The 21,377-nt window shown below is 71.7% G+C and carries 16 protein-coding genes, 1 pseudogene and 1 riboswitch; of the genes and pseudogenes, 10 read left to right on the top strand and 7 right to left on the bottom strand.

Translation table 11 applies throughout. The annotated features are described in order from the left end of the window. From ACFC96_RS39760 to glgB, 3 genes are all read left to right on the top strand, one after another. On the top strand, window positions 1–204 hold a 204-nt coding region (locus ACFC96_RS39760; RefSeq protein ID WP_376617180.1), incomplete at its 5' end, for an alpha-glucosidase C-terminal domain-containing protein. A 55-nt stretch (window positions 205–259) separates the two neighbouring features. After that, window positions 260–1,630, top strand: a complete 1,371-nt coding sequence (locus ACFC96_RS39765; RefSeq protein WP_340457672.1) for a phosphotransferase — start codon at window positions 260–262, stop codon at window positions 1,628–1,630. A 64-nt stretch (window positions 1,631–1,694) separates the two neighbouring features. After that, window positions 1,695–3,956, top strand: a complete 2,262-nt coding sequence (gene glgB, locus ACFC96_RS39770; protein WP_340457671.1) for a 1,4-alpha-glucan branching enzyme — start codon at window positions 1,695–1,697, stop codon at window positions 3,954–3,956. Between the two features lie 14 nt (window positions 3,957–3,970). Here the strand turns inward: glgB and ACFC96_RS39775 are convergent. Next, window positions 3,971–4,397, bottom strand: a pseudogene (locus tag ACFC96_RS39775) (arylsulfatase); the annotation flags it as partial. A 631-nt stretch (window positions 4,398–5,028) separates the two neighbouring features. Here ACFC96_RS39775 and ACFC96_RS39780 point away from each other — a divergent pair. Further along, window positions 5,029–5,994: a TauD/TfdA dioxygenase family protein gene (locus tag ACFC96_RS39780; protein ID WP_376617182.1), complete on the top strand. Its 966-nt coding sequence runs from the start codon at window positions 5,029–5,031 to the stop codon at window positions 5,992–5,994. A 106-nt stretch (window positions 5,995–6,100) separates the two neighbouring features. On the opposite strand, the gene ACFC96_RS39785 is transcribed toward ACFC96_RS39780, so the two are convergent. The 4 genes from ACFC96_RS39785 to ACFC96_RS39800 all read right to left on the bottom strand — a co-directional run bounded on the left by ACFC96_RS39785 (window position 6,101) and on the right by ACFC96_RS39800 (window position 10,893). Then, complete coding sequence (locus tag ACFC96_RS39785; RefSeq protein WP_376617183.1) at window positions 6,101–7,195, bottom strand: pentapeptide repeat-containing protein; 1,095 nt, start codon at window positions 7,193–7,195, stop codon at window positions 6,101–6,103. A gap of 128 nt (window positions 7,196–7,323) precedes the next feature. After that, complete coding sequence (locus ACFC96_RS39790; RefSeq protein WP_376617185.1) at window positions 7,324–8,043, bottom strand: FadR/GntR family transcriptional regulator; 720 nt, start codon at window positions 8,041–8,043, stop codon at window positions 7,324–7,326. Between the two features lie 113 nt (window positions 8,044–8,156). Next, window positions 8,157–9,089, bottom strand: a complete 933-nt coding sequence (locus ACFC96_RS39795) for a dihydrodipicolinate synthase family protein (RefSeq protein WP_376617187.1) — start codon at window positions 9,087–9,089, stop codon at window positions 8,157–8,159. Window positions 9,090–9,144: 55 nt separating this feature from the next. Further along, window positions 9,145–10,893 carry an IlvD/Edd family dehydratase gene (locus ACFC96_RS39800; protein ID WP_376617189.1) on the bottom strand — a complete coding sequence of 583 codons (1,749 nt, stop codon included), beginning with the start codon at window positions 10,891–10,893 and terminating at the stop codon, window positions 9,145–9,147. Window positions 10,894–11,046: 153 nt separating this feature from the next. Between ACFC96_RS39800 and ACFC96_RS39805 the strand changes: the two genes are divergently transcribed. Further along, the gene (locus ACFC96_RS39805) at window positions 11,047–12,375 is read left to right on the top strand and encodes an MFS transporter (RefSeq protein WP_376617191.1); all 1,329 of its coding nucleotides are present in this window, start codon (window positions 11,047–11,049) and stop codon (window positions 12,373–12,375) included. Window positions 12,376–12,448: 73 nt separating this feature from the next. On the opposite strand, the gene ACFC96_RS39810 is transcribed toward ACFC96_RS39805, so the two are convergent. Then, the gene (locus tag ACFC96_RS39810) at window positions 12,449–13,579 is read right to left on the bottom strand and encodes an RNA-guided endonuclease InsQ/TnpB family protein (protein ID WP_376617293.1); all 1,131 of its coding nucleotides are present in this window, start codon (window positions 13,577–13,579) and stop codon (window positions 12,449–12,451) included. A gap of 47 nt (window positions 13,580–13,626) precedes the next feature. Between ACFC96_RS39810 and tnpA the strand changes: the two genes are divergently transcribed. Continuing rightward, on the top strand, window positions 13,627–13,959 hold the full coding sequence (tnpA, locus tag ACFC96_RS39815) for an IS200/IS605 family transposase (RefSeq protein ID WP_376227931.1): 333 nt from the start codon (window positions 13,627–13,629) through the stop codon (window positions 13,957–13,959). A 245-nt stretch (window positions 13,960–14,204) separates the two neighbouring features. On the opposite strand, the gene ACFC96_RS39820 is transcribed toward tnpA, so the two are convergent. Then, complete coding sequence (locus ACFC96_RS39820) at window positions 14,205–15,350, bottom strand: serine hydrolase domain-containing protein (protein ID WP_376617193.1); 1,146 nt, start codon at window positions 15,348–15,350, stop codon at window positions 14,205–14,207. Between the two features lie 213 nt (window positions 15,351–15,563). Next, window positions 15,564–15,658, top strand: a riboswitch (TPP riboswitch). Between ACFC96_RS39820 and ACFC96_RS39825 the strand changes: the two genes are divergently transcribed. From ACFC96_RS39825 to ACFC96_RS39840, 4 genes are all read left to right on the top strand, one after another. Beyond that, window positions 15,651–17,090 carry a purine-cytosine permease family protein gene (locus ACFC96_RS39825; RefSeq protein ID WP_376617195.1) on the top strand — a complete coding sequence of 480 codons (1,440 nt, stop codon included), beginning with the start codon at window positions 15,651–15,653 and terminating at the stop codon, window positions 17,088–17,090. It overlaps the preceding riboswitch by 8 nt. Further along, on the top strand, window positions 17,087–17,932 hold the full coding sequence (thiD, locus tag ACFC96_RS39830) for a bifunctional hydroxymethylpyrimidine kinase/phosphomethylpyrimidine kinase (protein ID WP_376268315.1): 846 nt from the start codon (window positions 17,087–17,089) through the stop codon (window positions 17,930–17,932). Before ACFC96_RS39825 ends, thiD begins: the two co-directional genes overlap by 4 nt. A gap of 99 nt (window positions 17,933–18,031) precedes the next feature. Continuing rightward, window positions 18,032–20,002, top strand: coding sequence for an NAD-binding protein (locus ACFC96_RS39835; protein WP_376617197.1), 1,971 nt, complete (start codon window positions 18,032–18,034; stop codon window positions 20,000–20,002). Window positions 20,003–20,209: 207 nt separating this feature from the next. Continuing rightward, window positions 20,210–21,313, top strand: a complete 1,104-nt coding sequence (locus ACFC96_RS39840) for a serine/threonine-protein kinase (protein WP_376268312.1) — start codon at window positions 20,210–20,212, stop codon at window positions 21,311–21,313. Window positions 21,314–21,377: the final 64 nt, after the last annotated feature.

Below are 21,377 nucleotides of genomic sequence, written 5' to 3' on the forward strand. Positions count from 1 at the left end.
CTCGTGCTGTGCGTGCACAACTTCTCCCGCTTCGCCCAGCCCACCGAACTCGACCTCCAGACCTTCGACGGCCGCCACCCGGTCGAGCTCATCGGTGGCGTGCGCTTCCCCGCCATCGGCCGGCTCCCGTACCTGCTGACCCTCGCGGGCCACGGCTTCTACTGGTTCCGGCTCCGCAAGGAAGCCGTCAGCACCACGTGGTGACCGGCGGCCCCACCCCCCTGGGTCCGTCTGTCCGCCCTCGAAAGGAGTCGTCGCCATGCCCAAGGCCGCACTGCAGAGTCCGACCGGCGTCAGCCCCTCTCTGCTGCTGAACTCACTCGCCGGTCTGCTGCACGAATGGCTGCCCCGGCAGCGCTGGTTCGCGGGAAAGGGCCGGCCCGTCACCGGGCTGACCCTGGCCTCGATGACCGAACTGCACCCGGGCTGCCTGCACCTGCTGGTGCGCGCCGAACACGCCGAGCAGGTGACCCGCTCCGGCTCGGGCACACCTCCGGCCGACAACCTCTACCAACTCCTGCTCGGTGTGCGGGAGATGCTGCCACCCTCGCTCGCGCCCGCCTTCATCGGCCGCGCCACCGAGGGCCCGCTGACGGGGCTCATGGTGTACGACGCGCTCCAGGAGCCCCGCTCGGCCGGGCTGCTCCTCGAGCGGCTGCGCCACCCGGGGGTGGCGGGCCCCCTGCGCTTCGAACGCGACCCGCAGGTCACCGTGCCCTCGGGGCTCACGCCGCGCGTCCTCGACGCCGAGCAGTCCAACACGTCGCTGGTGTACGGGGATGCGTACATCCTGAAGGTCTTCCGGCGCGTCCAGGCCGGCGTCAACCCGGATCTGGAGGTGCCGCAGGCGCTCGCCCGTCAGGGCTGCACCCGCGTGCCGGGACCCGTGGCCTGGTTCCGTACGTCGCAGCCCCAGCAGGCGACCCTCGGCGTCCTCCAGCCGTTCCTGCCCGACGCGGACGACGGCTGGACCCTCGCGCTCCGGTCCCTCTCCTCCGGCATGGACTTCACCGACGAGGCGTACGAACTGGGGCGGGCGACCGCCGAGGTCCATCTCGCGCTGACCGCGGCCTTCCCCGTCGACGCACCTGAACCCCACCGCAACCGGCGCCTCGCCGCCGCGATGACCGAGCGCCTCGACTCCACGACCCGCTCCGTGCCCGCACTGCGCCCGCACGCGCCGGGGCTGCGGGCCGCGTTCGACGCGTTCGCGCTCCTCGACTCGGCGCGGCCCGCGCAGCGCATCCACGGCGACCTCCATCTGGGGCAGGTGCTGTGGTCGGGGCAGCAGTGGTTCGTCATCGACTTCGAGGGCGAGCCGGCCCGCCCGCTCGCCGAGCGCCGCCACGCGCAGTCTCCCGTGCGCGATGTCGCGGGCATGCTCCGCTCCTTCGACTACGCGGCCCGCACCCGCCTGCCCTGGCGGCCGGAGTGGTCGCTGCGCTGCCGGGACGCGTACTGCGCCGGCTACGCGGCCGAGTCCAAGTCGGACCCGCGCGAGGAACCCGACCTGCTCCGCGCCTACGAGACGGACCGGGCCCTTTACGAGGTCCTGTACGAGGCACGGCACCGGCCCGACTGGCTGCCCGTGCCGATGGCGGCGATCAGCCGCCTCGCCGAACCCCGTTGAACCAGGCGGCGGCAACTCCGCCGTCCGCCTGCCGAACCCCCATCCCGCCCGAGGAGACAGAACCGTGGCAGCTCGCAAGACCACCGCCCCCAAGACTGCCAAGCCCGGCAAGCTCGGCCCCGGTCGCTCCACCGTCCCGCCCGCCCCCGCGCTGGACGGGGCGGACCGCGGACGTCTCCTGTGGGGTGAGCATCACGACCCGCACTCCCTGCTGGGCGCGCACCCGGTGGACGGCGGTGTCGCGTTCCGGGTGCTGCGGCCGTACGCCCAGGCCGTCGCCGTGTCGGTCGAGGGCCGGCGCGTGGAGCTGCTCGACGAGGGTGACGGTCTGTTCACCGCCGTGCTGCCCCTCGACGCGATTCCCGCGTACACGCTGCTCGTGACGTACGACGGGGACGAGAGGGAGGTCGAGGACCCCTATCGCTTCCTGCCCGCGCTCGGGGAGTTCGACCTGCATCTGATCGGCGAGGGGCGGCACGAGGAGCTGTGGACCGCTCTCGGCGCCCAGCCGATGACGCACGAAGGGGTCGCGGGCACCCGGTTCACGGTGTGGGCGCCGAACGCCCGGGGCGTGCGCGTCTGCGGTGACTTCTGCGCCTGGGACGGCACCGCGTTCCCGATGCGGTCGCTCGGTTCGTCGGGCGTGTGGGAGCTGTTCCTGCCGGGCATCGGCGAGGGAACGCTGTACAAGTTCGACATCACCTGCCCCGACGGTTCGCACACCGTGCGCGCGGACCCCCTGGCCCGGCGTACGGAGGTGCCGCCCGCGACCGCGTCCGTCGTGACGGAGTCGTCCCACGTGTGGGAGGACGCGGCGTGGATGGAGCGGCGTGGGCAGCGTCCGGTGCACGAGGCGCCCTTCTCGGTGTACGAGGTGCATCTGCCGTCGTGGCGGCCGGGACTGAACTATCGCGAGCTCGCCGACCAGCTCGCCGCCTACGTGAGCGATCTGGGCTTCACCCACGTCGAGTTCATGCCGGTGGCGGAGCACCCCTTCGGCGGGTCGTGGGGCTACCAGGTCACCGGCTTCTACGCCCCGACGTCCCGCATGGGCTCCCCCGACGACTTCCGCCACCTCGTCGACACCCTGCACCGGGCGGGGATCGGCGTGATCATGGACTGGGTCCCGGCCCACTTCCCGAAGGACGACTGGGCGCTGGCGGGCTTCGACGGCACCGCCCTGTACGAGCCGCAGGACCCGCGCCGCGCCGAGCACCCCGACTGGGGCACCCTCGAGTTCGACTACGGCCGCAAGGAGGTCCGCAACTTCCTGGTGGCCAACGCCGTCTACTGGTGCGAGGAGTTCCACATCGACGGCCTGCGGGTCGACGCCGTGGCCTCCATGCTCTACCTCGACTACTCGCGCGAGGAAGGTCAGTGGTCTCCCAACGAGCACGGCGGCCGCGAGAACCTCGACGCTGTGGCCTTCCTCCAGGAGATGAACGCGACGGTGTACCGGCGCTGCCCGGGTGTCGTCACCATCGCCGAGGAGTCGACCGCCTGGGACGGCGTCACACGACAGACCCACCACATCGGACCCGGCGGTTTCGGCGGCCTCGGCTTCGGCCTGAAGTGGAACATGGGCTGGAGCCATGACTCGCTGGCGTACATCGTGCACGAGCCCGTTCACCGCAAATACCACCACAACGAGCTGACGTTCTCGATGGTGTACGCCTACAGCGAGAACTACCTCCTCCCTCTCTCGCACGACGAAGTGGTGCACGGCAAGCGTGCCCTCGTGTCGAAGATGCCCGGTGACTGGTGGCAACGGCGCGCCGACCACCGCGCGTACCTGGGCTTCATGTGGGCCCACCCCGGCAAGCAACTCCTGTTCATGGGGCAGGAGTTCGCGCAGGGAGCCGAGTGGTCGGAGTCGCACGGCCCGGACTGGTGGCTCCTCGACCCGGCCTACGAGGCCGAGCCGGACCACCGCGGGGTGCTCGACCTGGTACGCGACCTCAACCACGAGTACGCGGCGGCTCCCGCCCTCTGGGAGCGGGACAACACGCCCGCGGGATTCTCGTGGATCACCGCGGACGCGGCCGACGACAACGTCCTCGCGTTCCTGCGGTACGCGGCGGACGGCACGCCGCTGCTGGCCGTGAGCAACTTCTCCCCCGCGGTCCGCGAGGGCTACCGGCTCGGTGTGCCCGACTCGGTCCCCGGCTGGTCCGAGGTCCTCAACACGGACGCGGCGCGGTACGGCGGCGGCGACGTCGTCAACTCCGGTGTCCTCAAGCCGGACCCGGAACCGAGCCACGGCCGGCCCGTCTCACTCCGTCTGACGGTGCCGCCACTGGCGACGGTGTGGCTGCGTCCGGCCTGAGGACCGTCGGGACGTCACTCGAAGGCCGCCGGGGAGTCGGGCGCGGCAGCCCCCGGGCGGTAGGTCACGGACCTGAGTCCCTCCGTGTGGCGGAAGCCGCCGTGGCGCTGGTGCAGCGGCCAGGACACCGGCGACGCGGTCGACGCCGACGCTGATGCCCTGGAACGGAGCCATGCCGATGAGCTGGTGCACCCTGTCCGGCGCGGCGCGCTCCACTCCGTCGACGGCGACCGACAACCGCCGGCGCGGGCCCTTCTCGGCGGTCACGGAGACAGCGATCTCGTGCGGACCCCGGGGCACAGGCCCCGCGTCGCTCTCCTGGAGCACGCCGTACTCGTTGTACGCGAAGTGCGGTCGGCCGTCCTCCACATAGAGGACGTAGCCGCCGCCCTGGTCCCCGTGCGAGACGAGGACGCCGTCGCCCGGCGCGTCCACGACGACGGGTGGCGTGCGTCATCGTGTCCCTCTCCGTGCGGTTCCGCCGTTGCGACGGCGGCAACATTGCGGTGGCGTGAATTCGCGCGGGGCGCCCGACGCCGTCCGGGGTGCACTCCCGCACAGGTGGGTGACCGTGCGCGGTTCGCGCGAAACTCCGCTGGTCACATGGGGTTTGACGGGAGACGGAGCATGGGACGCCGCCTTGTGCGCAGGCGCCGATGCAACCATCAGGCGACGCGGTGGCGGGGCCCGGATCACGCTTGACGGTGCCTCGCCGCCGCTGCGACGCTCCGGACCATGTCCGCGACGACCGCTCCCACGTCACGGCCCGTCGATGCCCGGCGCGATGCGCCGGTGGCGTGTACGGGCCGCTGTCCGGCCACCTTCCGGATCTGACGCACCCCGTCGGGATCCGACACACGCCACGTTCGGCGCGCGCCGCGTTCGACGCACTCCGCGTCCGGCGCGGCACCAGGTCTGACGGGCACCACACCCGTCGCCCCAGGGACACCCGCCCCCTCGGGACCTCATCCGTAGCGGCTGTGCGTTGCCGCCTCAATTGCTTCCGCTGCAAGGCCAATTGGCCGCGACGGGTTACGAACGCTCCTTCGCGCCTCCCGAAAGGACTCTCACCATGACCCCCGCACCCGCCACCGACACCCGCCCCGCCCAGGACTCCGACGACCCCGGCGTCGCGGTCGAGAAGGTCGGTGGCCGGCTCGGCGCCGTCCTCTCCGGCGTACGTCTCGGCGGCGACCTGCCGCCCGCGACAGTCGCTGCGGTCCGCTCCGCGCTGTTGCGGCACAAGGTCGTCTTCTTCCGTGGCCAGGACCACCTGGACGAGGACAGCCACGAAGCGTTCGGCCGGCTCCTCGGCACGCCGGTCGCCCACCCCACCGTCCCGTCCGCGGACGGCCGTTACTCGTTCCCGATCGACTCGGATCACGGCGGACGCGCCAACCAGTGGCACACGGACGTCACCTTCGTCCCCGCCTATCCGGCGTTCTCCATCCTGCGTGCCGTGACCGTGCCGCCCTACGGGGGCAACACCCTGTGGGCCAACACCGCCACCGCCTACACGCATCTGCCCGAGTCGCTGCGCGCGCTCGCCGACGGCCTGCGCGCCGTGCACTCGAACGACTACGACTACGCGGCGCTGCGCCCGGACGCCGTGCCGGAGCAGCTCGAGCGGTTCCGTGAGGTGTTCGCGTCGACCAAGTTCCTCACCGAGCACCCGGTGGTCCGCGTGCACCCGGAGACCGGTGAGCGCGTGCTGCTGCTCGGCAATTTCGTGCAGCGCGTCGTCGGGCTGACCGGCCGGGACTCGCGCGCGCTCGTCGACCTGTTCCAGTCGCACGTCGAGCGCCCTGAGAACACGGTGCGCTGGCAGTGGCGGGCCGGGGACGTGGCCATCTGGGACAACCGCGCCACGCAGCACTACGGCGTGGACGACTCCGACGACCACGAGCGCAAGCTGCGCCGGGTGACGATCGACGGTGACGTGCCCGTGGGTGTCGACGGCCGTTCCTCGGTACTCCTGTCCCCCGAGTCAGTACCGGACCCGGCGTTCGGCATCGCTTCGGGGAACTCGGCGACGTAGGACCTGCCGGCCCGGGGTTCGCACGCACCATTGGGCTCCCGTGATGCTCACCGGCCGCCGGTGAGCATCACGACGTGAATGCGATCCCCGGCGCGGCAACCTGGGGTCACGGAGTGGACCGCAGCGGCGGTGCCTGCCGCGTCATCCCCGGTGGCTGGAGCAGGGGCGAGGGCTCGGGGCCGGGGTCTTCGGAGTCGACGACGCCGGCGGCGGAGAGGTCGAACCCCGCGGGCCAGCGCGTCTGCTCGCTGGCCACGGAGCCGGTCAGGCGTGCTTCGGCGAGGTCGGCGGTCGTCAGGTCCGTGCCGCGCAGGTCGGCCATGCGCAGGTCGGCGCGGCGGAACACCGCGCCGCGGGCGTCGGCCTTGCGCAGGTTCGCCTCACGCAGGTCGGTCTCGGTGAAATCGGCGTCACGCAGATCGGTCTCGACCAGCCTCGCGCCCCGCAGGTCGGCCAGGGTGCAGCGAGCGCGGCGGAGGATCGCCGTCGCGAGGTCGGCGTGCCGCAGGTCGACCGAGACCAGGGACGCCTGCGTCAGATGGGCGCGGTACAGGCCCGCCGCCTCCAGGCAGGCACGGTCGAGGTTGACCTCGGGGAACCACAGGCCGTCGCAGTCGGCCCGTCGCAGGTCGGTGCTGCTGAGGTTGACCCAGGACTGCTCCCGGTGCCGGCACAGGACACCGAGCGCGGTCAGCGCCACCTGGCTGTCGGCCGCGCGGGTCTCCAGGGGCGCGATGTCGTTGATGGGCACGTCCGCCGCCGGCGATTCGGGACCGGTGAGCGGCCAGGGCAGGTGCGTACGCAGATACGCGGCCTGGATGGAGATGACGGCCTCGCGATCGCGAGCCGACTGCTCCGCGATCCGCCACAGCGCGTGCAGCCCGCCGATGCGTACATCCAGTTTGTCGCTGCCGAGCTGGTCGACCGCCCGGCTGAACCGGTCGGTCACGTAGCCCTCCTGGGTGGCACGCAGACCGTCCTGACTCACCCGCAGTTGCCGCCATGTCGCATAAGCGCCGAAAAGTACGACGAGACCGCCGATCGCCTGCAGAAGCGCCGTACGGACATCGTTCACCGCCTTCAGGCGGTCCTGAGCGGCGACGCTCGCCCCGGCGAGGTCGTGGTCGACCACCAGCCCCGGCAACAGGACGAACACCGCACCCAGAACGACGAGCCCCGCCGCCCCGGCCAGTAGCGCCACGGCTCCACGACGACTGATCAAGCGGTCGTGCCACGCCTGCCGCCCGCTGCCCTGCTCCCCCGTCCCCATGGGCACGGAAGCCTAGGCGCCGTCCAGTAAGCGATCAAGGGACCGGCCGCGCCCCACCCTCAGACCCCGTACCCGCAGGATCCGCCCGCCAGGAGGTCTTCGACCTCGCTGTGGGCGGCGTCGACGATGGCCGTCACCGCTTGCGCCGCTTTGGCCGGGCGGCCCGCGGCTACCGCGTCGGCCACTTCCTGATGGCGGCGTACTGCCGCCATGTCGATGTCGTGCGGCATCAGGGACAGCTCGCGGCGGGCCACGAGGAGTTCCTCCGTCACCTCCGCGAGCTGGGCGAACATGCCGTTGCCCGAGGCGCCGAGCAGCGCTCGGTGGAAGGCCGCGTCCGCCTCGACGAAGCCGGCGCTGTCGCCGGCCCGGGCCGCGCTCGCCATGGCGCGGGCGTGCTCCGACAGCGCCTGCCGGGCCTCGGCGTCACCGCTCGCCGCGGCCAGGGCCGCCGCGGAGGGCTCCACGGCGGCGCGCAGCTCGGCCAGTTCGCGCAGCTGGACCTCGCGCCGGGGCGAGGCCAGGCGCCAGCGGATGACCTGGGGGTCGTAGAGGTTCCACTCGGGCATCGGCCGGACCGTGATGCCGATGCGCGGGCGGCTGGTCACCGCCCGCTTGGACTCCAGCACCCGGACGGCCTCGCGCGCGACCGTGCGCGAGACGCCGTACCGCTCCTGGACGTCCTCCAGGCGCAGGACCTCCCCGGCGCGGATCTCGTCCGCCGCGAGGGACAGGCCGATCCGGTCGACCACCTGCCCGTGCAGGCCCTGAAGTTCCACGCCACTCCCTGTGTCGTCGTGTGCATCGTGTGCCGGCGGTCCCGCCCGGTGCGTTGTCGATTGTCACATCTGCGGCGGGAATCGGAGCACCGGGTGTGACGCTTCCCGCGGGATCATCGCAGCAGCTCAGGCATCATTTCGGCGAACTCGGCGCAGAACCGGTCGATCATGGCGAACTCCTCGCTGTCCAGGGTGTGCCCGGGTGCCCGGCAGTGCGCGGAGCCGAACCAGCCTCGGCGCACGGAGATCTCCTTCTCCGCGGCGACGATCAGCTCGACGCCCTGCATCCAGTAGGAGAGGTACGGCGTCATACGGGTGTGCAGGGCGACGGCGCCGGTCTCGTCGCCGCGCTCCCAGCGGCGCCACAGTTCCACGTACAACTCCGTGAAGGAGCAGCCCGGTTGGACGCCGACCGCGCCGCGGCGCAGGGCGTCGGGGAGCTGGAGTCCGGCGTATCCGACCAGGGCGGGCAGCGGGCGCTCTCCCTGGGCCAGCGCCGCGATGAGGCGTCCGGGCGGGGCCGACTCGACCTTCACCCAGCGGAGGTTGCGGTGTTCCGCGGCGAGGGTGTGCAGGGTGGGTGCGTCCAGGGCGGTGCCTGTCTGGGCGGGGGCGTACTGGACGACGACGGGCAGCGGGTCCACGGCGGCGAGCACGGACCGTACGTGGGTGAGCACCGCGTCCCGTGAGGGGCCGAGGAAATGCGGCGGCAGGACGTTGACCGCGTCGGCGCCTCGCTCGGCGGCGCTGACGGCCTGGGCGACGGCGTGCCGGGTGGCGTGGTCGGGGACGGACACGATCGCGGCGACGTCCGTCCGGCCGCGCGTGCGCTCCAGGAGAAGGCCGGTGAGCAGGTCCCGCTCACCCGCGTCGAGCTTGTGGAACTCGCTTGCGAAGCCGGGGAACATCACGGATCCGACGCCGGTGGCGAGGACGCGGTCGACCACCGTGGCGAAGCCGTCGGGGTCGAGGGCGCCGTCGTCGCGGAAGGGGACTTCGAGTACGGGTGAGACACCGCGAACGAGGGAGTCGACGTCCTTCGTCACCTGCTGTGCACCTTTCGCCTGCTTCTCTGATTCTTCGGTACTCATGACGGGGCCCTCAGAACGCCTGGCGGGGCGGGGCGGAGTCGCTGGCGCCCACCAGGAAGTCGAGGTCCACGCCGGTGTCGGCCTGGGTGACGTGCTGGGTGTAGAGGTACGTCCAGCCACGGTCGGCGGGCGGCGTCGGCGGCTGCCACTCGCTGCGGCGCCGCTCCAGTTCGGCGTCCTCGACCAGCACGTCGAGGCGTCGCGCGGGCACGTCGAGGCGTACGTCGTCCCCCGTGCGCACGAGGGCGAGCGGGCCGCCGACCGCGGCCTCGGGCGCGACGTGCAGGACGCAGGTGCCGAAGGCGGTGCCGGACATGCGGGCGTCGGAGATGCGGACCATGTCGCGCACCCCGGCGTCCAGGAGCTTCTTCGGGAGCTGGAGGTTGCCGACCTCGGGCATACCGGGGTAGCCCTTGGGGCCGGTGTTGCGGACGATGAGGACGGTGTCGGCGGTGACGTCCAGGTCGGGGTCCTCGGCGACGGCGAGGTAGTCCTCCAGCGAGTCGAAGACGAGCGCGGGCCCGGTGTGGCTGAGCAGCTTCGGGTCGGCGGCCGACTGCTTGATGACGGCGCCGTTCGGCGCGAGGTTGCCGCACAGGACGGCGGTGCCGGTGCCGGCGGGCTGCACCGGGCGGTCCATGGGGCGGATCACCTCGCGGTCATGGACCTGCGCGCCCTCGCAGTTGTCGACGAGGCCGCGTCCGGTGACGGTGACCGTGTCGCGGTGGAGCTGGTCGCGCAGGTCGTTGACGAGCGCGGGCAGTCCGCCGGCGTACGCGAACTCCTCCATGAGGAAGCGCCCCGACGGCATCAGGTCGATGAGCAGCGGGAGTTCGGCGCCGAGACGGTCGAAGTCGTCGAGGGCGAGCGGCACGCCGAGCCGGCCCGCGATGGCGAGGAGGTGGACGACGGCGTTGGTGGAGCCGCCGATGGCCGCGTTGATCCGGACGGCGTTCTCGAAGGCCGCGCGCGTCATGATGCGCGCCGGGGTGAGGTCGCTGCCGGCGAGTGCGACGGCGCGGGCGCCGGTCTCCTCGGCGAGGGTGCCGCGGCGTGCGTCGACCGCGGGCAGGCCCGAGCCGCCGGGGAGCATCATGCCGAGGGCCTCGGTCAGGCACGCCATGGTGGAGGCGGTGCCCATCGTCATGCAATGACCGGCGCTGCGGTTGAGGGAGCTCTCGAACTCGGTGAACTCCTCCTGGGTGACGGTCCCGGCCCGCAGTTCCTCGGTCATGCGCCAGATGTCCGTGCCGGAGCCGACGTTGCGGCCCTGGAAACGTCCGTTGAGCATCGGGCCGCCGGTGAAGACGATCGCGGGGACACCCGCGCTCGCGGCGCCCATGAGGGCGGCGGGGGTGGTCTTGTCGCAGCCGGTGAGCAGGACGACGGCGTCCAGGGGGTTGGCCCGTATCTGTTCCTCGATCTCCATCGCGGCGAGGTTGCGGTAGAGCATCGAGGTGGGGCGCAGGAACGGCTCGCCCAGGGACATGGCGGGGAATTCGAGGGGGAAGCCGCCGGCCTGGAGGACGCCGCGCTTCACGGCGTCCGCGATGAGCTGGAGGTGGCCGTTGCAAGGCGTCAGTTCGGAGAAGGTGTTGCAGATGCCGATGACCGGGCGGCCGTCGAAGTTGTGACCGCCGCGGCCCATCGCGCGCAGATGGTGGCGGGAGATGAAGCCGTTCTTGCCGCCGTCGCCGAACCAGGCGCGGGAGCGCAGCGGCGCCTCGCTGTCGTCGGGTGTGGGTTCGAGCGCGGCCATGTGTAGTCCTTCCGGTGCGATGCCAGGGCCGTGACCGCGGCCGTGATCAAGCCGTGTCCGACGCACCCCTTCAATGGTGCTATCAAATCACGATACGGTCCCGGCGTGTCCAGAGGATCGACGCGGATCCGGCACGAACGACCTGGGAGAGCCGTGGAATCGACAGTCATGAAGGCGGTGACCCGGCGGCTGATGCCGTTCCTGGTCCTGCTGTATCTGGTGGCGTACATAGACCGGTCGAACGTCGGCTTCGCCAAGCTGACGCTCCAGGACCAACTCGGCCTGTCGAACGCCGCGTTCACCTTCGGCCAGGTCGCTTTCTTCATCGCGTACGCGATCTTCGAGGTGCCCAGCAACGTCTACCTCGACCGATTCGGCGCGCGCCGCTGGTTCACCCGCATCATGCTCAGCTGGGGCGTGGTGACCGTCCTGACGGCGCTGGTCGGCAACGACTGGCAGTTCTACGCCGCGCGCTTCCTGCTCGGCGTCGCCGAGGCCGGCTTCTACCCGGGAGTCCTCTACTACCTCACCAAGTGGTATCCGTGCCGCTACCGGGCACGCATGACCGGCTGGTTCATGATGTCCGCGCCCCTCGCCTTCATCATCGGCAACCCCGTGATGGGCGCGCTCGACGACCTCGACGGCACGTTCGGGCTCGAGGGGTGGCAGTGGATCTTCATCGCGACGGGCGTGCCGGCGATCGTGCTCGGCTTCGTGACCCTGCGCTTCCTGCCCGACGGCCCCGAAGGCGTCCGCCGGCTCACGGCCGAGGAACGGGCCTGGATCGCCGGTGAACTCGCCGCAGAGGCCGACGCGTTGGGCGAGCGCGGACACGGAAGTCCGCTGCGCGCGCTGCGCGACAGGCGAGTGGTCCTGCTGTCGCTCTTCTACCTGTGCTTCCCGCTCGGCGCCTACGGGCTGAGCTTCTGGCTGCCGACGATCGTCGACGGCTTCGGCGGCCTCTCCACGACGGCCACCGGCTTCATCACCGCCATCCCGTACGTCTTCGTGGCCGTCGGCCTGTACGTCGTGCCGAAACTCGCGGACCGAAGCGGTGCGCGCTACCCGTGGATCGCGGGCACCGCCGCCGCCGGCGCCCTCGGCCTCGCGGCCAGCGCCCTGACCGGCAACCACGTGCTGCAGATGGCCTTCATCAGCGTGGCCGCGATGTGCATCTTCGCGGGGCAGCCGGTGCTGTGGACGCTCCCCTCACGCTTCCTGACGGGAATTCAGGCGGCCTCCGGCATCGCGGTGATCAACGCCGTGGGCAATCTGGGCGGCGGCTTCGGACCGATGGGCATCGGCGTGGTCGTCGACCGCACGGGGTCGGCCGTGGGCGGCCTGTGGTTCCTGGTCGCCGCCATGGCCGTCGCGGCCGTCGCCACACCGGGCATCCGGCGGCTCGTCGAGGGCGGGCCCGTGGTCGCCCACACGCCCGACGCGCCGGCCACGGCCACGGGGAGTACGAAGGTGTCAACTTGACCCGGCCCTATGGGACCGGGTTTGGAGGTAGCGCCCGACTGGCTGTCGGGTGGGCTCCTCCGTCCAGCCACCCTTACAGGGTGGCAGGGACGCGTGACTCACGCCCCGCAGTCCACACAGCCTCGCCCTTGCGGGCGATGTTGCGGGAAGCATTCCGGTCTGCGTGGGCAACGACCCCGCAGTTCCGGCACGTGAACAGGGCCTGGCTTGCCCGGTTCTTCTTGTCGATGTGGCCGCACTCGCAGCACTGCTGCGAGGTGTAGGCGGGATCGACGAAGACCACGGGGACACCGGCCCTGCGGGCCTTGTAGACGATGAAGCCTGCGAGCTGGGCAAACGCCCAGGAGTGCAGTGCGACCCGTTGGGGCTTGCGGAGCCGTACCCTCTGCCGGATTCCCTTGAGTTCCTCCAGGGAGATCCCGGCCGAGGTGCGTTCAGCCTCGGTCACGATCGTCTTCGCGATGATGTGGTTCTGGTTCTTCGCGTGACGCTGTTCACGCCGGTTACGCTTCTTCAACAGCCGCTTGGCGGACTTGCTGCCCTTGGCCTGCAGCTTCCTGCGCAGATCGAGGTGCCGCTTACGGTGCCGGTTCAGGTCCCGCCCGGCACTCTTGTGGCCGGTGGACGTAGTGGCGATGTTGACGATTCCCAGATCCACGCCGATGAAATGGGCGGGCTCGTACTGCTCGGTCTCGGGCACCTCGCAGGTCGCCAGCAGATAGAACACGCCGTCGCGTTCGACCAGGTCCGATTCACCCTGCCGGTGCTCCTGCAGCGTCTTGAGTGCGCCAGCCGAACAGGCAAAGCGGACGTTCTTGATACGCCCGGAGATTGTCCAGATACTCACCGTCTGCGCTTCGTACTGCCAGCTCAAACACCGGTCGTCATACGGCTGCGCAGCCTGGGGCCTAAAGACGATGGGCTTGGACTCAGCCTTGGTACGACGCTTCGATCCAGGCCTGCCGAGATTCCCAGCGCGGATGCTGGCCCTGAGCGTCGTGTAGGCATCGCGGGTCTTCTTGATCACGTGCTGCGCTGCCTGCGCCCCCAGCCCTCGCGACCGCAGTTCGGCGTAGGTGTGCCTGCGCAGCTCATACTCACGCGGCACACCGCGCTCGAACGCCACCGCCGAAACCCAGTTCGCGGCGTCATTGACCGTGCGCAGGGTGCGCTTAAGCGCGGATACCTGCACGGCATCCGGCATGAGTTTGACCTGCGTCACGACCTTCACACGGGCGATCGTAACGATCTATGTCACCACACTGGGAGCCAAATCCCAATATTCGTAGGGGTTGCACGGTCGTCCACACTCTCCACGCCCACTTGGTCTTCACACTCAAGTATCGGCGCGGACCGTTCACCGACGAGATCCTTGAACGCCGCGAGGAAGTCATGCGCGCCGTCTGCGCGGACTTCGAAACAGAGTTGGCCAAGTTCAACAGTGCGACCGACCACGTGCACCTGCTGGTGCACCACCCGCCCAAGGTCTCCGGTCCCAGCTGGTCGGCTCCCCCCAAGGGGCATCTCCGCCCGCAGACTCCGCCAGGAGCTTCCCCGGCATATCCGCACGTACCTCTGAGGTGACCACATCTGGTCACCCTCAAAACTTTGCCGCCACGTGCGGAGGCGCCCCGCCGTCGAGCAACAAGGAATACCTCGACAACCAGAGACATCCCAGCTGAGGCCGACCATGCGGGCCCGCGGGAACCGGCAGGTCAGAACAGTCCAGACAACCGCTTCCTCCCGCGCGTATCAACAACGCTCATGCTCAATACGGCTAGACCAGCTGAACGCGGTGGGGACGACGGGACGTCCCCACCGCGACGGCGTCACGCGCCGAGGCACGCGCGCACCGCCGCGATCAGGCGGTTGGCTCGGGCGTCGCCGTGGCCGATCATGCGATTGGCCACATAGGCGAAGCCCACCCCGAACTCGTCGTCACCGAAGGCGAATTGGCCTCCGGCTCCGTCGTTCCCGAAGCTGCGGGCGCCGAGCATCGGGCGGAAGGACGGCGAGTCGAGCAGGAAGCCCGAGCCCCAGCCCGCTCCGGCGTCGAAGCCGAGCCAGCCCTCGCCGGAGGACAGCTCGCGCAGCGCGTCGGTCACCGTGTCCGCCGTGAGCAGCCGTTCGCGGCCCCCGACCCCGGTGACGGCCGCCGCGTAGAGACGGGCGAGACCGCTCGCGGAGGCGACGGCGCCGGCCCCGGGCAGTTCCACGGCGTGCAGCTCGGGGTCGTTCCAGCCGTGCGGCTCGTCGAGGCCCGGAAAGGCCAGCGCGCCGTTCATCGTCACGATGCGCGTGAGCAGATGCTCGGGCCCCGGCATCGCGGGACGCCCCTCGGCCTCGGCGAGCCGGGCCACGCGTGCCGACTCTCCGGCGGGCAGCCCGATCCAGGCACGCAGCCCGAGCGGGTCACCGACCGCGCGGCGGAAGTACGCGCCCGGGGTGAGGCCCGTGATCCGCCGGATCACCTCGCCGACGAGGAAGCCGAAGACATGGCCGTGGTACTCGTACGCGGTGCCGGGCTCCCACAGCGGCTTCTGCTCCTCGATCGCGCGGATCACCGGCGTCCACGCGGCGATCTCCTCGAAGGAGAGCACCGGGTCGAGGGCGGGGACTCCCGCCCGGTGCCCGAGCACCATGCGCGTGGTGACGGTCTCCTTGCCGTGCTGTGCGAACTCGGGCCAGTACCGGCCGACCGGCGCGTCGAGGTCGAGCCGCCCCTCCTGGGCGAGGAGCTGCGCGCTGACGCTCACCAGGCCCTTGGCCACGGAGAAGACGGGGACGGTGGTGTCCTGTTCCCAGGCACGCCCGGTCCGCTCGTCCGCGACTCCGCCCCACAGGTCGACGACCTTGCGTCCCTCGGCGAACACCGTGACGGCGGCGCCGAGTTCGGGGAACTCCGTGAAGTTCCGCGCGAACGCGTCGGCGACGGCCCCGAACCGTTCGTCGGCCTCACCGTGGCGCTGCTCCATCGTGTCCCGTCCTTTCCTTCGCATGTCCCTGGGGACGCGGACCGCCGGGCAGGGGTGCCCGGACCGTCCGCGATCATTCGAATCGATCACGGTACGGGGGTGTGCGGCACTCCTCGAACGAATTTCACGCGGCGGGTGCGCGCCACCCACGCAGCGGACGTCGCCCCTCCCCCCGGGGTTGCCTCCCGGGACAGGGAAGCTACCCTTGCCGACGTACCGGACACGGGGTGCCCCGCACGAGGGCTGAGATCACACCCGTCGAACCTGAACCAGTTAGCACTGGCGGAGGGATGTCAGCCAATGTCGTTGCCCCATGCCCCGAGCAGCACCGGGTCCACCGGACCGCGCTCCGTCTTCGACGGGCGGATGCCCGCCGCGCCCGGTGACCTGCGGGTCGAGGCGCGCGGGATCGCGCCGGTCCCCGAGAGCCACCGCTACGGCGGCGCCGGGCGCCTGTTCACCGTGTGGTTCGCCCCGAACCTGACCATGACCGGGGTCTTCACCGGCACCGTCGGCATCGCACTCGGCCTGGACTTCGCCACCGCGCTGGCCGCCGTCGTCTTCGGCACGCTCGTCGGCGCCGTGCCCACCGCGTATCTCGGTACGTGGGGCAGCGCGACCGGCGCGGGACAGCTTCCGCTGGCGCGGCTCGCGTTCGGCCGGGCCGTCGCGGTGCCCGGCGCCCTGCAGTGGCTGTCGTCGGTCGCCTGGGACGCGCTGATCGGCCTGTTCGGCGGCGACGCGCTCGCCAGGCTGTGCGGCTGGCCCTTCTGGGTCGGCGTGCTCGTGATGATGCTGGCGCAGGGTGCGCTCGGTGTGCTCGGCTACGAGGCCGTCCACCGCCTGCAGAAGCTGATGACCTTCGTCCTGGCCGCCGCGTTCGTGGTCCTGGCCGTCAAGCTTCTCGACGGTGTCCATCCGGTCACCACCGGGGCCGCGCACGGCGCCGACCGGGCCGGCGCGTTCGTCCTGACGAGCACGATCGCGCTCAGCCTGTCCCTGTCCTGGGCCCCCTACGCCAGCGACTTCAGCCGCTATCTTCCGGCCGCCACCTCCCGTCAGCGCATGTTCTGGTTCACGCTCCTCGGCGTCACGGTCTCCTTCGTCGCCGTCCAGGCGCTCGGGCTGTGGGGCGCCTCCGTGTTCACCGACCAGACCGCGCGCGGGGTCGACGAGCTTCTCGGCGGGGGCGTGCTCGGCTCCTTCGGGCTGCTGGCCGTGGCGCTCGCGGCCCTGTGCAGCAACGCCATGAACGACTACAGCGGCTCGCTGGCCCTGCAGACGATCGGCGTCCGGGTCCCGCGGCCGCTCGCCGCGGCGCTCGCCGCGGTGCTCGGCTTCCCGCTGGTGCTGTGGATGCACGCGGCCGACACCGCGGCCCGCTTCCAGAACGTCCTGCTGTTCGTCGGCTACTGGATCCCCGGCTTCGTCGCGGTCGTGGCCGTCGACTGGTTCGCGCGCGCCAGGGCCCGGGGCGGCGCGCCGGTCGACCTCGCCGCCGAGAGCGCACGGCCGCAGCCCTGGTGGCCCGGACTCCTCGCCTTCGTCGCCGCCTTCGCCGCCGCGGTCCCGTTCATGGACAGCGGCCTGTACGTGGGGCCGGTCGCGAAGGCCCTGCACGGCGCCGACCTCGCGTACTACGTGGCCTTCGTCGCCGCACTCGTCGTGTACGCGCCCCTCAGGCTGCGCCGCCCGACCGCCGACACCCGGACCGCACCGCACGAGGAGGCCCGCACATGACCGTGCCCGTGAGCACCCGACGCGTCGCGCCGCCCCGCGTCCTGACCGTCGCCGGTTCGGACTCGGGCGGTGGCGCCGGGATCCAGGCCGACCTCAAGACGATGCTGGCGCTCGGCGCCCACGGCATGAGCGTCCTGACCGCCGTCACCGCGCAGAACTCCCTGGGGGTCCAGGGAGCGTGGGAGCTCCCCGTCGACGCGGTGCGCGCGCAGTACCGCAGCGTCGTGGACGACATCGGCGTCCAGGCGGTCAAGACGGGGATGCTCTCGTCGCCGGTGCTCGTCGAGACGGTGGCAGAACTGCTCGCCGGTACGGACGCCCCCGTGGTGGTGGACCCGGTGAGTGTCTCCAAGCACGGCGATCCGCTGCTCGCCGAGGACGCGCTCGACGCGGTGCGCACCAAGCTGCTGCCGGTCGCGACGGTGGCCACGCCGAACCTGGACGAGGTGGCTCAGCTGACCGGCCTCGCCGTCGCCGACGACGCGGGCATGCGCCGTGCCGCGGAACGGCTCCTCGCGTTCGGCCCGCGCTGGGTGGTCGTCAAGGGCGGCCATCTGCCCGGGGCGGCCGTGGATCTGCTCACCGACGGCACCGAGGAGCACTGGCTGCGCGCTCCCCGCCACGACAACCGGCACACGCACGGCACCGGATGCACCCTGGCGTCGGCCGTCGCCGTGGGTCTCGCCCACGGCCTGCCCGTTCCGGAGTCCGTCCGTCTGGCGAAGGAGTACGTCACGGGGGCGATCGCCGCCGGGTTCGCGCTGGGGTCGGGCATCGGCCCGGTCGACCACGGGTGGCGCCTGCCGGGCGACCGGTCCGGGGCCACGGGGCGTACGGACTGAGAGCCGCCGGGTCCTCCTGGCACACGCGCGACACGCCCGCACGCACACAAATCGGGGCCCGATGTGTGACCCGGCGCTCCCGTCCACTTGACTGTTGCCATGACCACCCTGCCCCGCCAGCCTCAACAGGCCCCGCCGACCGGCCACATGATCGTGTGCGGTGGTGACGCGCTCGCCGAGCGGCTCGCCGCCGAACTGCGCGCCGTGTACGGCGAGCGGGTCACGGTCGTCGTGCCCTCCGTGCGCGTCACCAGACAGGGTGCCGGTCCCGTCGGGCGGGCGCGGGCGGCCACCCTGCTCTCGCGGATGCAGGCGGTCGTGAACCGTACGGTGTCCGCCGTGGCCGACGACAGCGTTCCGCCGCCACGGGTCCTGGAGGCACCGGAACTCGACGAGGAGGCGCTGGCCGAGGCGGGCGTGTCCGACGCCGCCGCGCTGGCCCTCGTCCACGGCGACGACGAGACCAACATCCGGGCCGCCCTGGCCGCCCGCCGTCTCAACCCCCAGCTGCGCCTGGTCATCCGGCTCTACAACCGCAAGCTCGGCCAGCACCTGGAACACCTCCTCGATCAGGCAGCCGCGCTCTCCGCCCCCGGCGTCGACCCCGAGGCACTGGACACCACGACGACCGTCCTGTCCGACGCCGACACCGCGGCGCCGGCGCTCGCGGCCACCGCCGTCGCCGGTACCAGCAAGGTCGTCCAGGCCGACGGGCTCCTGCTGCGCGCCGTGGAGCGCACGCCGCCGGGCCGGGGCGAGGTCGCCGACCCGGGCCTGTGCACCCTCGCCCTGCTGTCCGCGACCGCCAACGATCCGGCGGGCGCGGAGGGTTCGGACGTGGGCGGCGCGGAGGGCCCTCTGCTGCTGCCCGACGAACGCACGGTCGCCGCGGCCACCGGGCGCGGCACGGTGGTCCTGGAAGCCGTCTCCCCCGCCGTCGCCGCACCCAACGGCCGCACGACCAGCCGCCGTATGCCTCTCAGCTCGTTGTTCTCGCGTCGGCTGCGCTGGTCCCTCGCCGGACTCGTCACGAGCGTCCTCGGTCTGGCCGTGGCGTCCTGGGCCACCACCGGCGACCACCCGCTGCACGCCGGATACCTCACGCTCCTGGACCTGTTCGCCATCGACGACCCGGCGATCGGGGAGCCGCTCGCCCGCCAGCTCCTCCAACTCCTGACGGGGCTCGCCGGGCTGCTCCTGCTGCCCGTGCTGCTCGCGGCGGTGCTCGAAGCCCTCGGCACCTTCCGGACGGCGTCGGCCCTGCGCCGCCCGCCGCGCGGGCTGTCGGGCCACGTCGTGCTGCTGGGCCTCGGCAAGATCGGTACTCGGGTCCTTGCCCGCCTGCGTGAACTCGGCATTCCCGTCGTGTGCGTGGAGGAGGACCCCGAGGCACGCGGCGTCGCCCTGGCCCGGCGCCTGCGCGTACCGACTGTCATCGGTGACGTCACGCAGGAAGGCGTCCTGGAAGCGGCGAAGGTGCACCGCGCCCACGCCCTGCTCGCCCTCACCAGCAGCGACATCACCAATCTCGAGGCCGCGCTGCACGCGCGGTCGGTCAAGCCCGACCTGCGGGTGGCGCTGCGCCTGTTCGACGACGGTTTCGCGACCGCCGTCTACCGCACGCTGCGCTCCGCGCATCCGCTCGCCCTGACCCGCAGCCGGAGTGTCTCCACCCTGGCCGCGCCCGCGTTCGCCGGCGCCATGATGGGCCGCCAGATCCTCGGCGCGATCCCCGTCGAGCGCAGCGTCCTGCTCTTCGCCGCCCTCGACGTGGCGGGACATCCGCTGCTCGACGGCCGGACCGTCGCCGACTCGTTCCGGGCCGGCTCCTGGCGTGTGATCGCGCTCGACGCCACGGCGCCGAGCGAGCGCCGCCCCGACCTGGCCGCGTCGCCTGACGACGACGACCCCGACCGCCCGGCCGGCCTCGTGTGGGACCTCCACCCCGGGTACGTGCTGCGCCCGCAGGACCGCGTGGTGCTGGCCGCCACGCGCCAGGGCCTGGCGGAACTCCTGCGACACGGCCCTTTGGCCCGTACCCGCGCAGGGGGCTCCGACGAGGCACCGTGAAGGTGTGCTCACTGCCTCTCGCCTTCGGTACGAGCCACCGGGCCCGATGTGATCATCGGCTCTCCGCGCGCCTTATCCTTGATCCCGCCACACCCCTCCCGCTCGTCCTCGCGCTCGCGCGGGGCGAACTACGTTCCGTGGCAACCAATTTGACGGGGCTGTCTTTCAAGGGTGGTGCGCAGGTTGTTGCTGGCGGATCGATACCGGTTGCACAAGGCCATAGGCCGCGGCGGTATGGGTGAGGTGTGGCAGGCGACCGACGAGATGCTCGGCCGGCCCGTGGCCGTGAAACTGCTCATCACCCAGGACGCGGACCCTTCGGCCGCGGCCAGGTTCCGTATGGAGGCGCAGACTTCGGCGTCGCTCAGCCACCCGCACGTGGTGGGTGTCTACGACTTCGGCTCCTGGGAGCACCGTTTCTACCTCGTCATGGAACTCGTCGAGGGCGGCAGCCTGGCCCAGGAGACCGGGGGCGGCGCGCGGCTGGCGCCGGAGCGGGTGGCGGACATCGCGGCCGGTGCTGCCGCCGGGCTCGCCGCCGCCCACCGCCAGGGCGTGGTGCACCGGGACATCAAGCCGGGCAATCTGCTGCTCACCCCCGACGGCACGGTCAAGCTGGGCGACTTCGGCATCGCCCGCTTCCTCGACGATCCCGCCGCCGGGCTCACCACCACCGGTCAGATCGTGGGGACCGGCCTGTACCTCGCGCCCGAGCGCGCTCTCGGCAAGAACGCGGGCCCGGCGTCCGACGTGTACTCGCTGGGCTGCGTGCTGTATCAACTCCTGACCGGAAACCCTCCCTTCCGGGCCGACACCGCGACCAGCCTGCTCTACCAGCACGTGGACGCCGCGCCCGTGGCCCCCGGCCGGCTCGGCGTCCGGCTGCCTCCGTCGTTCGAGAACTATCTGCTCGGCCTGCTGGCCAAGCAGCCGGAGGACCGGCCGACGGCCCAGGAGGTCACGGACTGGTTCCGTGCGGGCTCCTGGCAGGGCCGCCCCGAACCCCTCCCGGAGCCTGTGCCGGTGGCCCCTGCGCCGACACCCGCCCCCCACTTCCAGACCTCCCCGGAGATCCGGACCACGTCCACGACCTACCAGCTGCCGTCGTCCGGCCGGGCGGCGCGCCGCGGGGCGGCCCGGCGCGGCGGCGTCCTGGAGGCGGCGAGACGCAGACCGAGAGTCATCGGGGCCGTCGCCGCGGCCGCCCTGTTCGTCGCGTCCCTTCTGATCGGCATGGCGTGGTTCTCCCCCGACGACAGCGCCGCGAACGCACCGACGGGCGCCCCTTCGCCGTCCGCGTCCGCGCGCTGACGGGGCGCTCGGCCCCGCGGGACACGCTGCGGCGATGATGGGTGCGACGCCTTCGACCGACCAC

Source organism: Streptomyces sp. NPDC055955, assembly GCF_042270245.1.
Lineage (GTDB): Bacteria > Actinomycetota > Actinomycetes > Streptomycetales > Streptomycetaceae > Streptomyces.